Genomic DNA, 19756 nt, shown 5'->3' on the forward strand with positions numbered 1-19756 from the left:
CCCCGGGCTGCCCCGGCCGCAGGGCCGACCTACCGCCGGCCCTGCACCCCGGGGCGGGAGCCGCAGTCAGGGCGACCCGGGGCGGGAGCCTCGCTCAGGAGGCCTCGACCGCCGCCTTGATACGCCGGCCGAACGCGGGTGCGTCCTTGCGGGCCGCGCTCAGGGCAACGCCCACCAGGAGCTTGCCGAACCCGTGCCCCTCCAGCGAGTTGAAGATCCGCACCCGTGTGGTGGTCCCGGTCAGCGGTGTCAGGTCGTAGCCCCCGACGCTGGAGGTGACGAGGTTGTGGGAGACCTCGGTCCAGCGCAGCGTGGTCGGGGCGTCCAGTGCGGTGATCCGGATCCGGCGCCTGGTCCGCATCCCGGCGTCCTTGACCGTGCTGGTGAACACGGTGCCGAGGGCCGTCGGGCCGTCCGGATCCTTGCTGATCTCCAGGACGCGCGGGCTGAACTCGGGGTCGTTCCTGCCGTCCGCGAGGTAGGCGAACACCTCCGCGATGGGTCGCTCGACCTCGATCACGGCCTCGAACTGACCTGCCATGGGTGCTCCTCCGACGTTCCTTCGACAATTCGGTGACGTTGCGTCATGGTTCCAGTACACACGGGTGAATGACGTCAGGCGCGGCCCTGCATAGACTCGGGCGCCAGCTGTCCGGACGAGCCGAGGAGCCCCCGCATGCCCACCCCGCCCGCCAGCATCGGCGCCGGTGCCACGGCCACGCCCCTGCTCGACGAAACCATCGGCGCGGCCCTGGACCGGGTCATCCGTGCCTTCCCCGAGCGCGAGGCGCTGGTCGACCTGCCGGCCGGCCGCCGCTGGACGTACCGCGAGCTGTCCGCCGAGGTGGACCGGGTCGCGGCCGGCCTGCTCGCCCTCGGCGTCGGCCGGGGCGACCGGGTCGGGATCTGGGCGCCGAACTGCGCGGAATGGGTCTTCGTGCAGTACGCCACGGCCCGGATCGGCGCGATCCTGGTGACCGTCAACCCCGGCTACCGCACCCACGAACTGGAGTACGTGCTGCGGCAGTCGGGCATCCGCACGGTCGTCGCCGCGCCCTCGTTCAAGACCTCCGATTACGCGGCGATGCTCGCCGAGGCGGCGCCGCGCTGCCCGGAGCTGAAGGACGTCCTGCTGATCGGCTCCGCCGCCTGGACCGGCTTCCTCGGCGCCGCCGACGCCGACGGGCCGGCCGCTACCGGGCTCGCCCCGGACGACCCGATCAACATCCAGTACACCTCGGGCACCACCGGCTTCCCCAAGGGCGCGACGCTCTCGCACCGCAACATCCTCAACAACGGGTTCTTCGTCGGCGAGCTGTGCGGCTACACCGAACACGACCGGATCTGCGTCCCGGTGCCGTTCTACCACTGCTTCGGGATGGTCATGGGCAACCTCGCAGCCCTGTCGCACGGCGCCTGCGTGGTGATCCCGGCCCCCGCCTTCGACCCCGCCGCCACCCTGCACGCGGTTGCCGCCGAGCGCTGCACGTCGCTCTACGGCGTCCCCACTATGTTCATCGCCGAGCTCAACGACCCGGGCTTCGCCGATCACGACCTCTCCAGCCTGCGGACCGGGATCATGGCCGGCTCGCCCTGCCCCACCGAGGTCATGAAGCAGGTCGTCGAACGGATGGGCATGCGCGACGTGTCGATCTGCTACGGCATGACCGAGACCTCCCCGGTCTCCACCCAGACCCGCGCCACCGACCCGCTGGAGCGCCGCGTCTCCACCGTCGGCCGGCCCGGCCCGCACCTCCAGGTCAGGATCGCCGACCCGCAGACCGGACGGACCGTCCCCCGCGGGACGCCCGGCGAACTCTGCACCCGCGGCTACTCGGTCATGCTCGGCTACTGGGACCAGCCGGACCGCACCGCCGAGGTGGTCGACGCCGACGGCTGGATGCACACCGGCGACCTCGCCGTGATGGACGAGGAGGGCTACCTCACCATCACCGGCCGGATCAAGGACATGGTCATTCGCGGCGGCGAGAACATCTACCCCCGCGAGATCGAGGAGTTCCTCCACACCCACCCCGACGTCCTCGACGCCCAGGTCATCGGCGTCCCCGACGCCAAGTACGGCGAGGAGCTGATGGCCTGGGTCCGGCTGCGCCCCGGCGCCCCCGAGCTGACCCCCGAGACCCTGCGCGCGTACTGCACCGGCCGGATCGCCCACTACAAGATCCCGCGCTACGTGCACCTCGTCGACGAGTTCCCGATGACCGTCACCGGCAAGGTCCGCAAGGTCGAGATGCGCGAACAGGCCGCCGGCCTGCTGGGCCTCGCGGCGGAGGCAGGCCCCCCGCACGCCTGACGGCCGCGCCCGCCGGGGGCCGCCCGCCGCCGGGGCAGCCCGGCCGGCGGGCGGCCGCGGCGCTCGCCGATCAGTCCGCCGTGGTGGAGGGGCTGCTCGCGGGAGGCTGGGTGGTGGAGGACTTGCTTCGAATCCTCTGTGCCTCCTTGCCACAGACGAGCGGGGTCCGTGAAGCCGCCCTGCCGCGCCCTGCGGCGTACGACTGCGGCGCCCTGCCGTGCCCGGCAAGACCGTTCCGGGAGTGTGCGGGAAGTGCCGTGGAGGGGAACCTCCGGCACACTTCCACGGCGTTCTCCCACCTGACGGGTGGAGGACGTGGGCCGGCCGCAAAGGCGTGACACCAGCCGGGCTAGACCGGCCTTCCACGCTCCCAGAGTTCCTCGGCGTGTTCCGAGAACCGGTCGAACAGACCTCCGCTGCTCTGCCGGCGCAGGTGCATCATCGGGGAGTCGTGGCCGACGACGCGGGCGAGATGCGGCGTGACAAGCGCGTGTTCGTCGAACCGGAAGACGGAGAGGCCAACGTGGTTGGGGCCGTCGTCGGGCGCGCTGAAGCGCGCCTCCAGGCCGTCCACGCCTCGCAGCTTGGCCAGGCTCTCCAGGGTGATCCGGATGCGCGTCGACACGCTCAGGGCGACGCCTTCGATGCGCTCCCGCTGACGCGTGGTCTCGCCGTCCGGGTCGCCCAACAGGAAGCGGACGCGGCAGCCGGCCTCAGCTTTGGTACGCAGGGTGCCGACAAAGTCCGGCTGCTCCAGCCAGAGGAAGTAGTTCGTGAATCCGGCGAAGAGCAGATCGGTCTTCGCGTCGCCGATCAGCTGACCCCACACGGACGACGGGCAGGCGGAACGGTACGGATAGGCGGCGAACATCTCGCGGTCGTGCCCCGTTTTGACGTTCGCTCGTACGGCATCGGGCCAGATCATGCGTTCCTCAACTCCTAACGCCGTGCACACGTCGTCCCGGTTTCTCTGGTGTGGTACCAGCTGAGCATCTGAGAGCCAGCGTTCCACGGTCTTAGGTGCGACGCCGACCCGGGTCGCCAGTTGGCGGGGCTTCACGTTTGCGGCCGCCATAGCGTCCCGAAGTGCAGTGTTCAAGACTCTCCCATCGGACATTTGGGCGTTCTTGAACGGTAGTGCCGAGACGGCCTCCATGTCTCGGTGACGGGGGTGATCCGGCCCGTTTGGTTGCCGATGATGACGATGCGTCAACTGAGTGAGAGGTGAGAGGAGCGACGATGCCCGCACAGCGACGAGCCGGCGGTGGTCCGCAGGACCGCCGAACGGTCCGGACCCCGCTGGACGACTACCGGGCCGCCAAGCGGGACGACAGCTTCGCGACGCCCGCCGAACGGCTGTCGAGGGACTCCATCCTCGTGCACTGCGTCTGCATCAACTGCAAGGCCAGGAGACGCCTTTGAGTCCCGATGGCCCACGACCGCCACGGATGACGAACGACGGCCTGGAGCCCTACCGCGACATCGCCGAGCAGCACCGTCAGGGGATCCGCGACCCGCGGCGTCTCACGGCCGCCTTCGCGGTGTCCGTGGCCGGCCTCGTGGTGGTCGTCGCGTTGCTGCTGACGGTCTGCCGTCCGCGCCCGTGAGCACTCCCACAGATTCCCGCCCCGGCAGCCGAGATCTTGGCAGAGAGCAGCAGCCGGAGCGGGTTCCGCAACACCGAACGGCCCCGAGCGTCATTCGACGCCCGGGAAACCCTCAGCGTGAGGAGACACCAGTATGACCACTCCGACGCCGCCCGTGCCGCCGGCTCCGCCCGGACCCGGCCCGATGATCCCGGCGGCCCCGGCCGTCCCGTCGATGATGTTGCTCACGCGGGACGAGTTCCGTCGCGTTGCCGTGACCGTCGTCGGCAACAACCCCGGTATGGAGCTGAACCTCGCCGGGCAGATCGTCGGGGAGGCCCTGGCCTACCTCGTGACCGTCTCGCGAAACCGGGACCTTCCGCTCGCGCCGTCGCCCGTGGTGGACGAGGGCTGGCACGCCCTGATCCTGCACACGGAGATGTATGCGCAGCTGTGCGAGAAGCTGGGCGGCTTCATCCACCACTACCCGGAGACGCCGGAGGAGACGGCGTACGACGCCGAGAACGTCGCCCTGACGCTGGCCACCATGGAGACGGCCGGGGTGGCCCCGGACCGCGAGCTGTGGGCCGGCCCGAACGAGAGCGAGGTGGATGTCCGCTCGATCGTCTGGCACACGCCCAGCTCGAACTGCGGCCCGATCAAGATCGAGAAGAAGCCGAAGCCGAAGCCCAGCAAGGTTGTTCCGGCGTAACAGCCGGCCACGCTCGGGGCAGTCCCTACGCTGATGCGGGAAGGGAGATTCCATGGACAGTTGGACCGACCCGCAGTACGCGGACCTCGTCAGGAAGTACTACGAGGTGGCAGAGGGCAGCGAGGGCGAGACGGAGAAACCCGTAACGCGCGTGTTCCTCGTTGACCCCGACTCGGAGTAACCCACCGACCGGCCCGGCCGTTCTGACGTCGCCCACGGAGGACGGCCGGGCCCCTGAACGCCTCTTCCTCGCACCGGTCGGAGCAGTCGGCAACGGCCTCTACCCACCCGGTCCGTCACCGACATGACGTTCCGGCGCGTGACTGGCCGGGCCCTCTTCGCCTTGCACAGGGCTGGTGATCACGGGATTTCGACGCGCCGTGATCACCGGAAGACCTGCTTCTCTGCGCGGTGTCCTGGAACTCAGGCAGTGCACACGGTCGCGGCGGGGCGCCGACCAGCGGTGAACGCGGCCGGTGGGACACCCATGAAGTGGCGGAACTCGGCCGTCATGTGGGACTGGTCGTAGTAGCCGGCCGTCGCGGCGATGTCCGCCCATCGGCCCGCATCGGCCGCGAGCACGGTGCGAACGCGGTCAATGCGTGCGAAGTGCTTGGGGGACAAGCCGGTGGCGTCGGTGAACAGGGCGTGCAGGCGGCGCTCACTGATGTGCAACCGGGCCGCTGTCGCGGTGACAGTGGTGGCGGCCAGTAGACGCGCCGCCTCTTCGAGTCGCTCCGACGGCTCCGGGCGGTCGGCCAACGCTTTTTCGAGAGCGGTGACCGGGTCGGCGGCGAGCTCGTCGATGTCCAGGTCCGGTAGTTCGCGGAGCGGCAGGGCACCGTCGGCGAGACCACGCAGCGAACGTCCGAGCAGGGCTTGGGCACGACCCGGCCGCATACGAACCCGCATGCACGAGTGGCCGGGCGCGGCGACGTGATAGGCGGCACGGGTACGGGGGCCCATGACGATCAGCTCGCGCTTGTCGGTGCGCAGGAGAAGTGTGGTGGCGTGGTCGGGCACGTCGACCGCCGCCGAACCGGCCGCCGTGGCGACATCGATCCCGGCCACCCACCGCAGAAGGGCAGGCGGTACGACGAGAGAGCTCATGCGGCCCACGATAGTGCCGAAACTTCCTATCACGAGGTGTGAGAGCGCTGTCATCGTCGGGACATGATCCTTGTTACCGGTGCCACCGGCACCATCGGTAGTCACGTCGTCCGCCTGCTCACCGAGCGGGGCCTGCCGTTCCGGGCGATGTCCCGCCGCGAGCGGCCCGGCGGGGTGCGGGCCGACTTCGACGACCCGGCGTCGCTGGCGCGCGCAGTGGCCGACGTCGACACGGTCTTCCTCGTAACCGTGCCCCCCGTACCAACCGCTGACCACGACATCGCCCTGCTCACAGCTGCGCGGGCGGCAGGCGTCCGAAAGATCGTCAAGCTGTCCGCCATCGGCAGCGGCGAGCGGTTCGACGGGGCGACCGTCGGCGTGTGGCACCTCGCCGCGGAGGAGGCGATCGAGGCCAGCGGGCTCGTGTGGACGATGCTTCGCCCGCCGAGCTTCGCCTCGAACCTCTTGCGGTACCGGGCCCTGATCCAGGCCGGAGAACCGATCCCGAACCTGGCCGGCGACTCCCGGCAGGCCATCGTCGACCCGAGGGACGTGGCCGCCGTCGCCGTCGCCGCCATGACCAGTGATGCGCACGGCGGGCAGCGGTACGACCTGACCGGGCCGGAGCTTCTGACGTCCGCAGAGCAGGCGGCGATCCTGGAGGGCGTGCTGGAACGGCCGGTCAGGATCACCGACACGAATGCGCTCGACCGGTTGCCGGCCGGGATGGTCACCGGCATCGGCTGGGCACGCGCCGGCGGTGCGGCCTACGTCACCGATCACGTGCCGCGGGTGCTCGGCCGGCCTGCGGGCACGTTCGAGCAGTGGGCACGCGACCATCGGGAGGCATTCGCGGCAAGGCCGTAACCGACCGCCGCCGACTGCCGCCGGGGCTCTGGCAGTTCAAGGGGCACAGCCCGTTCGGCTGTCCCAAGCGCCCTCAGCAGTCCCAGGTGGCCACAATGACGCAGGCGGTCATGGACAGCCAGCCGAGGACGGGGGCGGCCAGGGTGACGGCGAGCGGCTGTTGCGACGAGACGAAGACGAGGCAGCCGAGGAAGGCCATGGCGGCGACGAAGACGGCAGTGGAGAAATAGAAGGGGGCCGCTCGCAGGCCCAACCGTGAATGGGACACGCCGGTGGCGGTGAGTGCCGATCCCAGGCCGACCAGGAGGGCCACCTCAACGGAGGTCAGCCAGGGCGTGCCAGGGTTCTGGGCGCGGTGCCCGTGGTAGGAGACCTCGGCCACCCGCCCCCGGAAGACCGCCAGCTCCACGTCCACGCCGACCTTCGCGTCGTAGAAGACGGCCGAGTTGACCGTGTAGCTGTGCCCGGGGGCCGTCTCGCGTGCCACGGTCAGCCTGTAGGTGGTGGACTCGCCGTCGATGTCGGTGCTGATGGCCGTCACCTTGCCGGTCTCGTGCCGCACGCAGTCCGTGCCGGGCGTGTGCGCCGCCGTGCCGCACACCGGGGCGGTGCGGTAGGCGCCCGCCGCGTCGTGCTCGTCGACGAACCAACTGAAGCCGAGAACGGTGGTGGCCAGTCCTGCGAGGAGGAACAGGCCCTTCGTCAGTGCGTGGGCGACCGCCCCGGAGGGCCGGGGCCCCCGGGGCCGGGCCGGACGCTTCGCGTCCCTGATCCGAGTCTTCATCGCAACCCCTGTCGATCGCGTCCACGGGCACCTCCCCGATGCCCAGCAGGGATGCTTCCAGGGCGCCGGCCGACTGGGGAGTAACCCGGCTTTCTTGTAGCGAAGTTGTGGAGATTCCGGCCCGAGGGGCGGGCCTCGGGCCGGGGCGAGGGTGTCGGACAGGGGCGATCGCCGTGGAGACGGTGGGTCATGGGCAGCCATCCGAGGGCGGGGACAGCCGGGGGCCACCGGGGGTCGCCGGGGGTGCCCGGACGGCGGGCGCAGCGGCTGTCTATGGTCGTCGCCATGACGAGGACCACCCCGCCGCGCCCGCTCGACGTCGAGGCGCTCTTCCCGGAACTGGCCGCCCACCGGGGCACTACCACCCGGCTCCACCCGCGGCCGGGTCGCCCGGAGGTGACGGCCAGCCACGTCGGAGGGCCGCTGCTGTGGCCGGCGGACGAGCCGTGGCCGGTGTGCCCCCAGCCGCACGGCCGCCGCCGCGGCAGGCGCCCGGCCGACATCCACCGGTACCGGCAGGTGCTGGACACGGCCTGGGCCCGCGACCCCTCGTCGGGCCCCACCGACGAGGAGCGGCAGCTCCTGGGTGAACTCCGGCGGGAGTACCGGCTCGAACCGGAGGACGCGGCCGCCCCGACGCCGTTGATCGGCCTCGCCCAGCTGTACCGCCGGGACCTCCCCGACCTGCCGGCCGGACCGGACGGCTGCGACCTGCTCCAGGTCTTCTGGTGCCCCTTCGACCTGCACGGGCCGACCGGCTACGGCATGCACCTCGACCTGCGCTGGCGCCGTTCCCGGGAGGTGTCCGAGGTGCTGGCCGTGCCGCCGCAGCCGCAGGTGGTCGGCTTCGACGGGTACGTGCCCGAGCCGTGCGTGCTGCACCCGGAGCAGGTGGCCACGTACCCGTTCGCCGGCCTCCTGCCCGAGGACCTGTGCGCCCGGATCTACGCCTGGGAGGACGCTCGGGAAGAGGCCGAGGAGGCCGAGGAGGAGGCCGAGGAGGAGGACGAGGAGCAGAAGGCCGAGGAGGAGGACGCCGAGGAGAACGGCGAGGAGTCGGCGGACGAAGGCGCGGACCGGTCGGCCCGCTACCAGTACGACCTCTCCATTCCGCCCGGCTGGCGCGCCGGCGGCTTCGCCTCCTGGCACACGACCGACCCGGGCCCCATGGACTGCCGGGTCTGCGAGACACCGATGCACCTGCTGCTCACCGTCGACAGCTCGGAGTGGGACGGCGGCAGCGGCAGCTGGAAACCACTGGAGGAACGCGACCTGCCGGCACACCAGTACGCCACGCCCACGGAGGTGACCGTCGGCCGCTGGGGCGAGCTCAACGTCTTCGCCTGCCCCGCCGACCCCGGCCATCCGCACGGCTGGAGCATCCAGTAGGTCACGGGCTCCCGGAGGCCCGCCGGCCAGCAGGTCGCGGGGCCCGGAGGCCCGTCAGCCGGAGAGCCGCCCGACGAGGTCGGCCAGCGCGCCCGCCAGCGCGTCGAGCCCGGGGCCGGCGGGGCCCCCGGGCTCGTCCATGTAGAGGTCGCGGCGGATCTCCACCATGAGGGCGCTGACGTTCGCGGCCTTCCCGTAGTGCCGCAGGGGCACGTACGTCCCGGCGAACGGGCTGTCGAGGCCGGTGCCGCCGAAGCCCGCGAACGCCTGCTGCGCCGCGTCGAGCAACGCGGCGGGCGTGTGGAACGGGTCCGTGCCGAGGCAGACCGGCGGCCTGGGCCCCTCACCGTGGAGCTCGTACGGCAGGGCCTTCGTCGGGTACGAGTGGACGTCGATGACCACCGCGCGACCGACCGCTTCCAGACGCTCCTCGACCGCGGCCGTCACCGCCTCCGCGTACGGGTGGAAGTAGCGCTCCAGCAACGGCCGGCCGTCGAAACCCTCCGGGCGGAGCACCTCGCGGTGCGTGGTCCGGGTGTAGACCGCACCCATGCCGGCCGCCAGCATCTCCTCCCGCTCGTCGGGGAACCGTTCGGGGTCGACGACCAGGCGCGAGAGCCGGTTGACGAACCGCCAGGGGGTGACGCCCGCCGCGGCCGACGCCCTCGCGGCGATCTCCGCCGTGTGCGCGTCGGTGATGTGGTCGAGTTCCCGCGTGAGCGCCTCCTCGTCCAGCACGATCCCGGCGCGGACCCCGGCGGGTATGTCCCGGGAGGAGTGCGGGACGTGCAGGATCACGGGGGAGTCGGGGGCGCCCGGGTGGAGCCGGAAGGAGACGGAGGCGTCGGTCATCTGGTCCTCGCAACGTGTCGGGTGTGGTGATGAGGTGTCACCGACATCATGTCCGCCCGACGGCCCGTCTGCTGCGCCCTGTCTGCGGTGCGCTGTCCGGCGCGGCTCGTCCGACCGCGGCGTGCCCACCGCGCCCCGTCCGCCGCGGCCCGTCTGCTGCGGCTCGTCTACTGCGGCCCGGGGTCGCCGGGGAGGCGGTCCAGGGCGGCGGCGACGTCGGTGCTGCGGGCGGTCTCCGTGAGTGCGCGGGCCAGGACCGAACCCGGCTCGCGGGCGGACACCACCAGCCCGACCGGCACCGCCCGGGCGGGCCCGGTCATCGGCACCGCCCGCATGCCGTACGGCACGCCGAAGACGTGCAGCCAGGTGCGCGGGACGATACTGGCCCACCTTCCCGTCCGGACGTGGGCGAAGAGGGCCGCCACGGAATCGGTCTCGACCCGGGGCGACGGCCGAAGCCCGGCCTCGGCGAACAGCTCGTCCAGCACCCGGCGGCCCTGCATCGCCGGGGTCAGCAGGCAGAGCGGCAGCTGCGAGGCCTCCGCCCAGGTCGCCGTGGTCCGGTGGGCGAGGCTGTCGGCGTCGCCGGTGAGCAGCACGTACCGCTCCTCGTACAGCGGGACGGCCCGGAGGTTCTCGGAGAGGTCTCCGTGCAGGTAGGTGACTCCGGCGTCGAGTTCGAAGTTCTGCAGCCGCCGGAGGATCTCCTCCGACCGGAGGTCCGCACTGACCTCCACGGTGACCAGCGGGTGCGCCGCGCAGAACGGGCCGGTCAGCTGGGCGACGGCGCCGGACGCGGTCGGGACGGCCCCGATCCGCAGCCGGCCGCTCAGCCCGCTGCGCAGGGCGCCGACCTCGCTCCGGAGGGCGTCACGGTCGGCCAGGATCCGCCGCGCCCGCACGACGATGCGTTCGCCCTCGGGCGTGAGGCCCTCGTACCTGCGGCCGCGTAGGATCAGCGGGACGTCCAGCTCCTCCTCCAGCTTGCGGATCGCCTCGGAGAGGGCGGGCTGGGAGACGTGACAGGCCTGCGCGGCGCGGGCGAAGTGGCGCTCCCGGGAGAGGGCCACCAGGTATTCGAGTTGACGGAACAGCACGTCCCGGGTCTACCGGACCGTCGCTCCGGACGCCAGTCGGCGCTTCGTCGGCACGGCGCCACGGGGGCACGGGGGCACGGGGGCACGGTGAAATTTTCGGGTATTCACGAGTGTTGTTCGCGAATACCCGAATTCTGGTGCGGGAGCAGCTTCCCTCGTGCGCACCGAAAGGTCAAAGAGGGGTCGCCGATAAGCCGATAGGTATGGCTTATCGTTTCGGATAACCGGCGCCGATCGGGCAATCGGTAATCCCTCTTTGACTTCTCCGGGGAATTCGCGGAGGGTGATCGCGGAGTGATGAATCCGGGACGAGGAGCGGATCGGCGCGTGCTGAGTACCAGGGGGAGCGGCCGGCGGCGTGCGGCTGCCAGGGTGCGGCGCGCGCTCTCCCCGCGGGGCGCGCTCGCTCTGAAGAGCGTCGACGGCGCCCTGTCCTTCGCCCTGCGGGCCGCGCTGGCAATGGCGTTGCCGGCGGTGCCGTTGGCCCTGGCCGGGCACGCCGACCAGGCCGTCTACACGATGCTGGGATCCTTCGCCACCACGTTCGGCCACAACCTGCCCTATGCGCGCCGCGCCCGGGTGCTCGCGCTGGTCGCGGTGGCCATGACGGCGTGCGTGGGCTGCGGTTCGGCGCTCGCCGCGTGGGCCCATCCGCGGGACGGGGGAGCAGGTGCCGCTGTGGTGATCGCGGCCATGGCCGTGGTGGCCGGCGTCGCGAAGTTCGCCTGCGACGCGGCACGGCTGGGCGGGCTGGGCGCGGTGCTGCTGCTCTTCTCCTTCGCCGTGGCGGCCAACGGCGCACCCGCCCCGGCCGACGTCCTTCCCCAGACCGGCCTGGCCGCCCTGGGCGCTGCCGTGGCCTGGGGCCTGGCCGTGGCGGGTTGGCTCGTGTACCCGGACCGTCCGCAGCGGCTCGCCGTGGCGGCGGCCCTGCGCGAGCTCACGTACCTGTGGGAGGCGACCGGCGGTGGTGCGGTGGGCGGCGGTGCGGCGGGCGGAGGGGCAACCGGCGCCGGTGCGGTGAACGGGGAGGCGACCGGCAGCGGTGCGGTGGGCGGAGGGGCGACCGGCGGCAGTGCGGCGGGCGAGAGCAGGCCCGCCCGGCACCGGGCGACCGCCGCCGTTCTGCAGGCGTACCGGATGCTCGACGTCATGCCTCCGACGGCCGCCGAGCTGGGTGTCGGCCGGGGCGGTACCTGCGTGCGCCTGACCGACCTCTCCTGGTCGCTGCTGATCGGGTCCGGCCGGCGGCCGCCGGAGGACGCCACCGGCCTGGCACGGCACCTGCGCGGCCAGGTACGCCTGCTGGTGAGCCGTCGCCACCGGGAGCCGCCACTCCTGTCGGAGCTGTCGTCGCCGACCGCCCTCACCCGGGTCGCCCCGGTCCCGGACCCGGCCGGTCCGACCACCCGTCCCTCCGCCACCCATCCCTCCGCCACCCGTCCCTCTGCCACCCGGCGCGCCGCCGCGCTGCTCGCCGCCGAACTGCGCGCCGCCGAGCTGGTGACGGGGCGGCTGGTGACGGCGCAGCGCCGGGGCGGCCCCGGGCACGCCTCGGTCCTGCTCGTCCCCGCCCTGCGGATGGCCCTCGGTACCGGGCTGGCGGGTTGGACGGCCCTGCTGCTCGGGCTCGGCCACGCCTACTGGGCGGCCATCTCCGCCGCCGCGGTGCTGCACTCGGTCAACGTCCGCACGGCGGCGCAGCGCGCCGTCCAGCGCACCCTGGGCACGGCCGCCGGGCTGGTGCTCGCGCTCGGTGTGCTGGCCGCGCACCCCGGTCCCCTGGCGTTGGTGCTGGTGATCGTGTTCCTGGAGTTCCTGCTGGAGTACGTCGTGGCCCGCAACTACGGCCTCGGAGTCGTCTTCCTCACGCCGCTCGCGCTGCTGCTGACCGACCTGGCGGCCCCCTCGCCCACCGGGACCCTCGTCACGGACCGGGTGCTGAGCAGCGTCCTCGGCATCGGCATCGCGCTGGCCTGTGCGCTGTTGGTGGTCCACGACCGGGCGGCGGTCCGGGCGCAGCGCGCGCTGGCCGCGTGCACGGAGGCGTCCGAGCAGGCGGAGCAGGTGCTGGAGAGCCGCCTGGAGCGGTCGTTCCCGGCCGTCCAGACGCACCTGGCCGCCGCCGTGGTGGAGTTGCGCGAGGCCGACGACGCCGCGGCCGGCGAGCTCTGGCCGGCGGAGGTCGACCCGACCGAGCTCGCCGCCGCGGAGCAGCGTGCCTACCTCCTCCTGGAGCGGTTCGTCCGGTGACGGCGGACCGACGGTGGACCGAGGGCGGACCGACGGCGGACCGGCCCGCCGTCAGGCGGAAGGGTCGATGGTGACCTTGAGGTGCTTCATGATCGGCTGGTCGCTCTGGGTGCTGTGGTCGCCGATCGCGCAGAGCACGTTCATCTCCGGCATGTAGCCGGCCGCGCAGCCGCGGGGGATGTCGTAGGGGATGGCGAGGTAGCCGTGGAGCGAGCGACGGCTGCCGTCCCTCGCGGTGCTCGTGATGTCGACCGGCCCGAGGTCGGCGATGCCGCGCTCGCGCATGTCGGCCCGGTTCATGAAGACGAGCGTGCGCAGGTTCCTGATGCCGCGGTAGCGGTCGTTGTCGGAGTAGATGGTGGTGTTCCACTGGTCGTGGGAGCGCATGGTGCCCAGGGCCAGGGTGCCGGGGGCGGGGACGACGTCGGGCAGGGCGGCGGTGGAGAACTCGGCGCGCCCGGACGGGGTCAGGAAGACCAGTTCACGGGCGGGCTGCTTGAGCCGGAAGCCTAGCGGCAGGCGCACCCGGCGGTTGAAGTCCTCGAAGCCGTCGAGGGCCTGGGCCATGGTGTCGCGGATCCGGTCGTAGTCCTCGACGTACCACTCCCAGGGCGTCGCGCTGTCGGGCAGGGCGGCGCGGGCCATGCCGGCGACGATGGCCGGCTCGGACAGCAGGTGCGGTGAGGCGGGGCGCTTCATGCCGACCGACAGGTGGACCATGCTCATCGAGTCCTCGACCGACGTGCTCTGGACGCCCCTGCGCTGGTGGTCCTTCTCGGTACGGCCGAGGCACGGCAGGATGAGGGCCTGCCGGCCGTGGACGATGTGGCTGCGGTTCAGCTTGGTGCTCACCTGGACGGTGAGCTCGCAGGAGCGCAGCGCTGCGTAGGTGTACGGGGTGTCGGGTGCCGCGAGCGCGAAGTTGCCGCCCATGCCGACGAACACCTTCACGTCACCGCTGTGCATCGCCCTGAGGGTGTTGACGGTGTCCAGGCCGTGCTCACGCGGTGGCCGGATCTTGCAGACCTCGGCGAGTCGGTCCAGGAACTCGTCGCTGGGGCGGTGGTCGATGCCGCAGGTGCGGTTGCCCTGGACGTTGCTGTGCCCGCGCACGGGGGAGGGGCCGGCGCCCTCCCGGCCCAGGTTGCCGCGGAGCAGCAGCAGGTTGACGATCTCCCGGACGGTGTCGACGCCGTGCTCGTGCTGGGTGAGCCCCAGGCACCAGCTGATGACGGAGCGGTCGGCCTCGCCGTACACGCGTGCCGCCTTGAGGACGTCGGCGCGGCTCAGCCCGGACTGCTTCTCGATCTCCTCCCACGACGTGGCCTCGCACAGTGCGCGGTACTCGTCGAAGCCGGCGGTGTGGCGGTCGATGAACTCCCGGTCCAGGGCCCTCGGGTCGGACTCGGACTGCTCCAGGACCGCCTTGGCCATGCCGCGCAGCAGGGCCATGTCGCCGCCGATGCGCGGCTGGAGGTTCAGGGTGCTGGTCCGGGTCGTCTTGAACAGGGCCATGTCCATCATGTCGTGGGGGATGATGGTCCGGGTGGCCGCCGCTTCGACGAGCGGATTGACGTGCACGATCTGCGCGCCGCGGTGGTAGGCCTCGGCGAGGGCGGTGAGCATCCGGGGCGCGTTGGAGGCGGCGTTGACGCCCAGGATGAACAGGGCGTCGGCGCTCTCCCAGTCCTTGAGGTCGACCGTCCCCTTCCCTGTGCCCAGGGAAGCCTGGAGAGCGCGTCCGCTCGCCTCGTGGCACATGTTGGAACAGTCCGGCAGGTTGTTGGTGCCCAGTTCGCGGGCCATCAACTGGTAGAGGAAGGTGGCCTCGTTGCCGAGCCGGCCGGAGGTGTAGAACGAGGCCTGGTTCGGGTCGTCCAGCTCGCGCAGGGCGCGGCCGACCACCTCGAACGCCTCCTTCCAGCTGATCGGGACGTAGTGGTCGGACTCGGGGTCGTAGACCATCGGTTCGGTCAGCCGCCCCTGGTTCTCCAGGTCGTAGTCGGTCCACCCGGACAGTTCGGTCACCGAGTGCGCGGCGAAGAACTCGCGTCCGACCCGCTTGCGGGTCATCTCCCAGGTGACGTGCTTGATGCCGTTCTCGCAGATGTCCAGGTGCAGGCCCTTGGTGTCGTCCGGCCACGCGCACCCCGGGCAGTCGAACCCGGTGTTCTCGTGGTTCATCCGCATGATCGCCCGCGGGCCGTCCACCAGTGCGCCCTCGCGCACCATGAAGCGGGACACGCTCTTCGCCGCGCCCCAGCCGGCGGCGGGGTGGTGGTAGGGGTGGAACTCGGGATCCGCCTCGGGGACGGGCCCCACGCCGGCCTCCAGGGGATCCTGCTGGTCACTGTTGGTGCTCACGACACTCGACCCTCCGAAGCGGGCATGAGGGGACGGAACGGCATTTTCGGGCAGGCTATGCCCGCTGGTCCGGGCACGCCATTCGACTCCGTGGGCAGTACCGGGCCCTTCGCAGGGGCGCTCCCACCGTGCGGCCGGGGCTGCACCGGTGTACCCGCGCGGATACGCTGACGCTGTCCTCCCCGCCCGCGCCGTCCTCCCCCTGCTCCACCGATGACCGTTCCTGCGTCCCGAGGCCCCCGTGTACAACCGCCTGGTGCTCCCCGCCGTCCCCCGGCTCGCCTGTTCGGCGGTCGCCGGCGCGGTGGTCGGTGCCCTCGTCGGCGCGCTGACCACCACCCCGCTGGGAATCCTCGCCGGGATCGCCGCGGCGGAGACGGCATTCGTGGTGGCGGGGTGGTGCGTCCTGTGGCCCATGGACGCCGACGCCACCCGCAGCAACGTGCGGCGCGAGGAGTTCCGGCCGGTCGTCGAGGAACTCGTCGTGGTGGCGGCCGCGTTGTGCGGGCTGGCCGGCATCGTGGCACTGCTTCTGGTCGGCAAGTCGGACCTGAGCCACGCCGCGGCCGCGGCGGCGCTCTGCGGCGTGTTCGCGTCCTGGGCGGCCCTGCATCTGATGTACGCCACCCGTTACGCGTACATCTACTACCTTCCGGCCGGGGGCGGGTCGGTCGACGGCGGGTCGGCCGGGGGCGGGTCGACCGGGGGCGGGATCGACTTCAACACCGACGACCCGCCCCGCTACAGCGACTTCCTCTACTTCAGCTACAACTTGGGGATGACCTACCAGGTTTCCGACACCAGCGTCTCCAGCTCCCGGCTGCGTGCGGTCATCCTCCGGCACTGCCTGCTGTCGTACGTGTTCGGGGCGAGCATCCTGGCCACCACCATCAACCTCGTGGCCGGTATCGTCACCGGCCGTTGACGGGTGGGCCCCCGGCGTCGTGGTGCACGGCGTCGATGGCGTCGTGGTGCACGGGGCCGTTGCGACCCGTCGGTCCTGTCGGTCCTGTCGGTCGGGTCGGTCTACCTGTCGGTCGCGGCTGTCGGTCCACCTGTCGGTCGTGGCCGCTACCCGTCGGTCCCGTCGCCGAGGGACAGCACGACGGCGGTCGTCGGCCCGGTGGGCGCCTCGTAGTCGACGGTCTCACCGACGCGGTGCCCGAGCAGGGCGCGCCCGAGCGGGCTGTCGGTGGTGACCAGGGTCCGGTCCAGCGCCTCCGCGAGCTCGCCGACCTGGACGGTGGTCTCGGTCCCGTCCGCGAACCGCACCCGCACGGTGCTGCCCACGCCGATCGCGTCGGTGTCCGGGGGGCCGGCCACGGTGGCCCGGCGCAGGCGCCCGTCGATCACGGCGATGCGGGCGTCCAGGCGGTCGACCTCCGTGGCGCGCTGCAACTCGTCGGCCTGGTCAGCCCGGTCGCCCACCTCCTCGCCGCCCTGCAGGGTGGCGGCGACCTTCGCGCGGTCGGTGCGCAGCCCGGCGAGTTCCCGTTCCAGAGCTTCGCGGGCGACGGCGCTGATGGGCTCGGCTTGACCGGTCATTCCGGGCTCCTGGAGTGCAGGCGGCACGGTCGAGTGCCACGGGACAATTGCGGCATTCTCGAAGATATCAGGCAAGCCGCGGCGCTGCGGCAGCGGGCGAGGGCCGCCCGCCGGGCCCTGGCCGGCCCCGCCCGGCCCCGGCCGGGTGGCCCGAGGACTCGCGGGCCCTCAGGTGAACGGCGTGCGGTGGAGCGAGATCAGCAGGCGCCAGCTGTGGGCCGCGAGTTCGTCCGGGGTGGCCGGCACCAGGGCGTGGAGCCAGTCGGCGAGCAGGGCGCTGAAGGTGGCGGCGACGGCGGTGGCGACCAGATCGGGATGCGGGGCGCCGGCCAGCCGCCGCTCGGTGCGGCTGCGTTCGCGGAGCTGACGGTGGAGCAGGTCGCCCAGCGGACCGGTGCCGCCGGGCAGGAGCAGTGAGCGGTAGACCGCCGCGTGCCGGTCCACCTCGGCGAGGAAGGCGGCCAGGGCGGGTGGCGGGGCGGCCGGGTCGGGGGTGCCGCGCCAGGCGTGCAGGGCGTCGACGGCGTCCCGGACGACCTCGGCGCAGGCGTCCACCGCGAGGGCCTGGAGGTCCTCGTAGTGGAGGTAGAAGGTGGCCCGTCCGACGGCCGCCCGCCGGACCACGGCGGCCACACTGACCTCGGCCAGCGGGCGCTCGGCGCACTCGGCGAGCAGGGCCGCGCGGAGCCGGGCCCGGGTGCGGTCGGTCCGTGCGTCGCTCATCGCGCGGCCAGGACGGCGGCGAGCGCGAGGGCGCCGGGAAGGGCCTGGGCGACGAGGATCCGGCGGTTGGCGGTCGCCGCGCCGTACAGGCCCGCCACCACCACGCAGGATAGGAAGAACACCTGGACGGGGAAGCCCGTGGGGTCGCCGGCGACCAGGCCCCAGACCAGGCCGGCGGCCAGGAAGCCGTTGTAGAGGCCCTGGTTGGCGGCCAACGGGGCGGTGGCCTTCGCCATCTGCGCGTCGAAGCCGGAGAGGCCCCGGCCGGGCGCCCGCTCCCAGAGGAACATCTCCAGCACCAGGATGTATCCGTGCAGCGCGGCCACCAGGGCCACCAACGTGTTCGCCACGACGCCCATGGACGGGCTCCTTTCTGGACAGGTGTCCATTAATCATAGACACATGTCCAGGAAGGCGGTCAATCCCACTCGGAGGGCGGGCGACCTCACTCAGTTCAAGGCATGAACTCATTGGCCGCGGGCAGAAGTTCGCCACTTCACCTCTTGACCGCAGTCGTTCAGGGGCGGGACAGTGGTGCGCATCGGAGGGATGAGAGCGCTCTCATCAGTTGCTCCCACCGGCTCCGAGCCCCCCACGTCCGCCCACTCACGGAGGTGCCCCACCGTGTCCGCAAGCACCGTGCCCAGAACCACCGTGCCCAGCACCACCGCCACCCGCCGACGGCGTCCCCGCCGGGCCCTGGCCACCGTCCTGACGGCGGCTGGCGCGGCCACCGCGCTCTGCGCCGCACTGCTGGGCTCCACCGCCACGGCCGCCGTCCCGCCCGCCCCCGCCGGCTGGACCACCGTCTGGAGCGACGACTTCGGCGGCGCCGCCAACACCCTGCCCTCCGGCGCCGACTGGATCGTCGACACCGGGACGAGCTACCCCGGCGGAGCCGCCAACTGGGGTACCGGCGAGGTCCAGACGTACACCGCCGACACCGCCAACCTCCGCCAGGACGGCGCCGGGAACCTGCGCATCACCCCGATCCGGGACGCCAACGGCAACTGGACCTCCGGCCGGATCGAGACCCGGCGCAGCGACTTCGAACCGCCGGCCGGGGGCAAGCTGCGGATCGAGTCCCGGATCCAGATGCCGAACGTGACCGGCCCGGCCGCGGCCGGCTACTGGCCGGCCTTCTGGACGCTGGGCGCGCCGTACCGCGGTAACTACTGGAACTGGCCGTCCATCGGCGAGTTCGACCTGATGGAGAACGTCAACGGCGTCAACCAGGTCTGGGGCACCCTGCACTGCGGCGGAAACCCCGGCGGCCCGTGCAACGAGACCACCGGCCTCGGCGCCGTGCACGCCTGCCCGGGCTCCGCCTGCCAGGGCAACTTCCACACCTACGCGCTGGAGTGGGACCGCACCGTCAGCCCGCAGCAGCTGCGCTGGTACGTCGACGGCGTGCAGTACCACTCCGTCACCTCGGCGCAGATGGACGCGGCCAGCTGGGACGCGGCCACCGCGCACGGGCACTTCATCCTGCTGAACGTCGCGATGGGCGGTGCCTTCCCGGACCCGGTGGCGGGCTACCGCACGCCGACGGCGAGCACCGCCTCCGGCGTCCCGATGCTGGTGGACTACGTCGCGGTCTACAGCTCCGGGGGCACGGGCACGCCGCCGCCGACCACGCAGCCTCCGACGACGCCGCCGCCCACCACCACACCGCCGACCACCACGCCGCCGCCCGGCGGCACCGGCAGCGCGTACGGCACCATCCAGGCCGAGGCCTACAGCGGGCAGTCGGGGACGGCACTGGAGACCACCACGGACTCCGGCGGTGGCCAGAACCTCGCCGCCCTGGCCAACGGGGACTGGGCGCTCTATCCCGGCGTGGACTTCGGCAGCACCCCGGCCCGGCAGTTCAAGGCCCGGGTGGCCTCGGGCGCGGCGGGCGGCGTCAGCGGACTGGTGGAGGTGCGGCTGGACAGCCGGACCAGCGCCCCGGTCGGCTCGTTCGCCGTCGCCAACACCGGTGGCTGGCAGAGCTGGACCACCGTGCCGGCCAACATCAGCGCGGTCACCGGCAAGCACGACGTCTACCTGACCTTCACCAGCGGCCAGCCGGCCGACTTCGTCAACGTCAACTGGTTCACCTTCAGCACCACCTGACGCGGGGCGCCGCGCGGCGGGGGGGGGGGGGCGAGCCCCCCC

At 72.3% G+C, this 19756-nt stretch carries 20 protein-coding genes; 10 read left to right on the top strand and 10 right to left on the bottom strand.

Annotated features, from left to right (window positions below; translation table 11 throughout):
- Window positions 1-94: 94 nt before the first annotated feature.
- A complete protein-coding gene (locus ACFC1F_RS36235; RefSeq protein WP_376164948.1) occupies window positions 95-541 on the bottom strand; it encodes an SRPBCC family protein in 447 nt (148 codons plus the stop codon).
- A 135-nt stretch (window positions 542-676) separates the two neighbouring features.
- Between ACFC1F_RS36235 and ACFC1F_RS36240 the strand changes: the two genes are divergently transcribed.
- On the top strand, window positions 677-2314 hold the full coding sequence (locus tag ACFC1F_RS36240) for an AMP-binding protein (protein WP_376164950.1): 1638 nt from the start codon (window positions 677-679) through the stop codon (window positions 2312-2314).
- Window positions 2315-2663: 349 nt separating this feature from the next.
- Here ACFC1F_RS36240 and ACFC1F_RS36245 read toward each other — a convergent pair whose 3' ends face one another.
- Window positions 2664-3239, bottom strand: a complete 576-nt coding sequence (locus ACFC1F_RS36245; protein ID WP_376164952.1) for a DUF5919 domain-containing protein — start codon at window positions 3237-3239, stop codon at window positions 2664-2666.
- Window positions 3240-3553: 314 nt separating this feature from the next.
- Here ACFC1F_RS36245 and ACFC1F_RS36250 point away from each other — a divergent pair, with 314 nt between their 5' ends.
- The 4 genes from ACFC1F_RS36250 to ACFC1F_RS36265 all read left to right on the top strand — a co-directional run bounded on the left by ACFC1F_RS36250 (window position 3554) and on the right by ACFC1F_RS36265 (window position 4793).
- Complete coding sequence (locus tag ACFC1F_RS36250) at window positions 3554-3736, top strand: hypothetical protein (protein WP_376164954.1); 183 nt, start codon at window positions 3554-3556, stop codon at window positions 3734-3736.
- Between the two features lie 26 nt (window positions 3737-3762).
- Window positions 3763-3921: a hypothetical protein gene (locus ACFC1F_RS36255; protein ID WP_209410746.1), complete on the top strand. Its 159-nt coding sequence runs from the start codon at window positions 3763-3765 to the stop codon at window positions 3919-3921.
- 133 nt (window positions 3922-4054) lie between these two features.
- The gene (locus tag ACFC1F_RS36260; protein WP_376164956.1) at window positions 4055-4612 is read left to right on the top strand and encodes a glycine-rich domain-containing protein; all 558 of its coding nucleotides are present in this window, start codon (window positions 4055-4057) and stop codon (window positions 4610-4612) included.
- Window positions 4613-4664: 52 nt separating this feature from the next.
- Complete coding sequence (locus ACFC1F_RS36265) at window positions 4665-4793, top strand: hypothetical protein (RefSeq protein WP_376164958.1); 129 nt, start codon at window positions 4665-4667, stop codon at window positions 4791-4793.
- 242 nt (window positions 4794-5035) lie between these two features.
- On the opposite strand, the gene ACFC1F_RS36270 is transcribed toward ACFC1F_RS36265, so the two are convergent.
- Entirely contained in the window at window positions 5036-5683 is a 648-nt protein-coding gene (locus tag ACFC1F_RS36270; RefSeq protein WP_376164960.1) for a helix-turn-helix domain-containing protein, read from the bottom strand.
- A 102-nt stretch (window positions 5684-5785) separates the two neighbouring features.
- Here ACFC1F_RS36270 and ACFC1F_RS36275 point away from each other — a divergent pair, with 102 nt between their 5' ends.
- On the top strand, window positions 5786-6589 hold the full coding sequence (locus ACFC1F_RS36275; protein WP_376164962.1) for an NAD(P)H-binding protein: 804 nt from the start codon (window positions 5786-5788) through the stop codon (window positions 6587-6589).
- A 73-nt stretch (window positions 6590-6662) separates the two neighbouring features.
- On the opposite strand, the gene ACFC1F_RS36280 is transcribed toward ACFC1F_RS36275, so the two are convergent.
- Window positions 6663-7373, bottom strand: coding sequence for a hypothetical protein (locus tag ACFC1F_RS36280; protein WP_376164964.1), 711 nt, complete (start codon window positions 7371-7373; stop codon window positions 6663-6665).
- Window positions 7374-7658: 285 nt separating this feature from the next.
- Between ACFC1F_RS36280 and ACFC1F_RS36285 the strand changes: the two genes are divergently transcribed.
- Window positions 7659-8762, top strand: a complete 1104-nt coding sequence (locus tag ACFC1F_RS36285; protein WP_376164966.1) for a hypothetical protein — start codon at window positions 7659-7661, stop codon at window positions 8760-8762.
- Window positions 8763-8816: 54 nt separating this feature from the next.
- Here the strand turns inward: ACFC1F_RS36285 and ACFC1F_RS36290 are convergent, their stop codons facing one another.
- The gene (locus ACFC1F_RS36290; RefSeq protein WP_376164968.1) at window positions 8817-9614 is read right to left on the bottom strand and encodes an N-formylglutamate amidohydrolase; all 798 of its coding nucleotides are present in this window, start codon (window positions 9612-9614) and stop codon (window positions 8817-8819) included.
- Window positions 9615-9781: 167 nt separating this feature from the next.
- The gene (locus ACFC1F_RS36295; protein WP_376164970.1) at window positions 9782-10711 is read right to left on the bottom strand and encodes a LysR family transcriptional regulator; all 930 of its coding nucleotides are present in this window, start codon (window positions 10709-10711) and stop codon (window positions 9782-9784) included.
- Between the two features lie 459 nt (window positions 10712-11170).
- On the opposite strand from ACFC1F_RS36295, the gene ACFC1F_RS36300 reads away from it, so the two are divergent.
- On the top strand, window positions 11171-12964 hold the full coding sequence (locus ACFC1F_RS36300; protein ID WP_376164982.1) for an FUSC family protein: 1794 nt from the start codon (window positions 11171-11173) through the stop codon (window positions 12962-12964).
- A 51-nt stretch (window positions 12965-13015) separates the two neighbouring features.
- Here the strand turns inward: ACFC1F_RS36300 and ACFC1F_RS36305 are convergent, their stop codons facing one another.
- Entirely contained in the window at window positions 13016-15328 is a 2313-nt protein-coding gene (locus ACFC1F_RS36305; RefSeq protein WP_376164972.1) for an FdhF/YdeP family oxidoreductase, read from the bottom strand.
- Window positions 15329-15569: 241 nt separating this feature from the next.
- Here ACFC1F_RS36305 and ACFC1F_RS36310 point away from each other — a divergent pair, with 241 nt between their 5' ends.
- Entirely contained in the window at window positions 15570-16253 is a 684-nt protein-coding gene (locus ACFC1F_RS36310) for a DUF1345 domain-containing protein (RefSeq protein ID WP_376164974.1), read from the top strand.
- A 146-nt stretch (window positions 16254-16399) separates the two neighbouring features.
- Here the strand turns inward: ACFC1F_RS36310 and ACFC1F_RS36315 are convergent, their stop codons facing one another.
- The 3 genes from ACFC1F_RS36315 to ACFC1F_RS36325 all read right to left on the bottom strand — a co-directional run bounded on the left by ACFC1F_RS36315 (window position 16400) and on the right by ACFC1F_RS36325 (window position 17955).
- Entirely contained in the window at window positions 16400-16873 is a 474-nt protein-coding gene (locus ACFC1F_RS36315; protein WP_376164976.1) for a GreA/GreB family elongation factor, read from the bottom strand.
- A 168-nt stretch (window positions 16874-17041) separates the two neighbouring features.
- Window positions 17042-17596 (bottom strand): TetR family transcriptional regulator, encoded by a 555-nt coding sequence (locus ACFC1F_RS36320; RefSeq protein WP_376164978.1) that lies wholly within the window; start codon window positions 17594-17596, stop codon window positions 17042-17044.
- A complete protein-coding gene (locus ACFC1F_RS36325) occupies window positions 17593-17955 on the bottom strand; it encodes a DUF1304 domain-containing protein (protein WP_209410732.1) in 363 nt (120 codons plus the stop codon). Before ACFC1F_RS36325 ends, ACFC1F_RS36320 begins: the two co-directional genes overlap by 4 nt.
- A gap of 265 nt (window positions 17956-18220) precedes the next feature.
- Between ACFC1F_RS36325 and ACFC1F_RS36330 the strand changes: the two genes are divergently transcribed.
- A complete protein-coding gene (locus ACFC1F_RS36330; protein WP_376164980.1) occupies window positions 18221-19714 on the top strand; it encodes a glycoside hydrolase family 16 protein in 1494 nt (497 codons plus the stop codon).
- Window positions 19715-19756: the final 42 nt, after the last annotated feature.

This window comes from Kitasatospora sp. NPDC056181 (assembly GCF_042266225.1).
Classification (GTDB): Bacteria; Actinomycetota; Actinomycetes; order Streptomycetales; family Streptomycetaceae; genus Kitasatospora.

Coding starts and splice junctions, on each gene's coding strand:
- ACFC1F_RS36235 (WP_376164948.1), bottom strand. CDS start 541: ATGGCAGGTCAGTTCGAGGCCGTGATCGAGGTCGAGCGACCCATCGCG.
- ACFC1F_RS36240 (WP_376164950.1), top strand. CDS start 677: ATGCCCACCCCGCCCGCCAGCATCGGCGCCGGTGCCACGGCCACGCCC.
- ACFC1F_RS36245 (WP_376164952.1), bottom strand. CDS start 3,239: ATGATCTGGCCCGATGCCGTACGAGCGAACGTCAAAACGGGGCACGAC.
- ACFC1F_RS36250 (WP_376164954.1), top strand. CDS start 3,554: ATGCCCGCACAGCGACGAGCCGGCGGTGGTCCGCAGGACCGCCGAACG.
- ACFC1F_RS36255 (WP_209410746.1), top strand. CDS start 3,763: ATGACGAACGACGGCCTGGAGCCCTACCGCGACATCGCCGAGCAGCAC.
- ACFC1F_RS36260 (WP_376164956.1), top strand. CDS start 4,055: ATGACCACTCCGACGCCGCCCGTGCCGCCGGCTCCGCCCGGACCCGGC.
- ACFC1F_RS36265 (WP_376164958.1), top strand. CDS start 4,665: ATGGACAGTTGGACCGACCCGCAGTACGCGGACCTCGTCAGGAAGTAC.
- ACFC1F_RS36275 (WP_376164962.1), top strand. CDS start 5,786: ATGATCCTTGTTACCGGTGCCACCGGCACCATCGGTAGTCACGTCGTC.
- ACFC1F_RS36280 (WP_376164964.1), bottom strand. CDS start 7,373: ATGAAGACTCGGATCAGGGACGCGAAGCGTCCGGCCCGGCCCCGGGGG.
- ACFC1F_RS36285 (WP_376164966.1), top strand. CDS start 7,659: ATGACGAGGACCACCCCGCCGCGCCCGCTCGACGTCGAGGCGCTCTTC.
- ACFC1F_RS36290 (WP_376164968.1), bottom strand. CDS start 9,614: ATGACCGACGCCTCCGTCTCCTTCCGGCTCCACCCGGGCGCCCCCGAC.
- ACFC1F_RS36300 (WP_376164982.1), top strand. CDS start 11,171: ATGGCGTTGCCGGCGGTGCCGTTGGCCCTGGCCGGGCACGCCGACCAG.
- ACFC1F_RS36315 (WP_376164976.1), bottom strand. CDS start 16,873: ATGACCGGTCAAGCCGAGCCCATCAGCGCCGTCGCCCGCGAAGCTCTG.
- ACFC1F_RS36320 (WP_376164978.1), bottom strand. CDS start 17,596: ATGAGCGACGCACGGACCGACCGCACCCGGGCCCGGCTCCGCGCGGCC.
- ACFC1F_RS36325 (WP_209410732.1), bottom strand. CDS start 17,955: ATGGGCGTCGTGGCGAACACGTTGGTGGCCCTGGTGGCCGCGCTGCAC.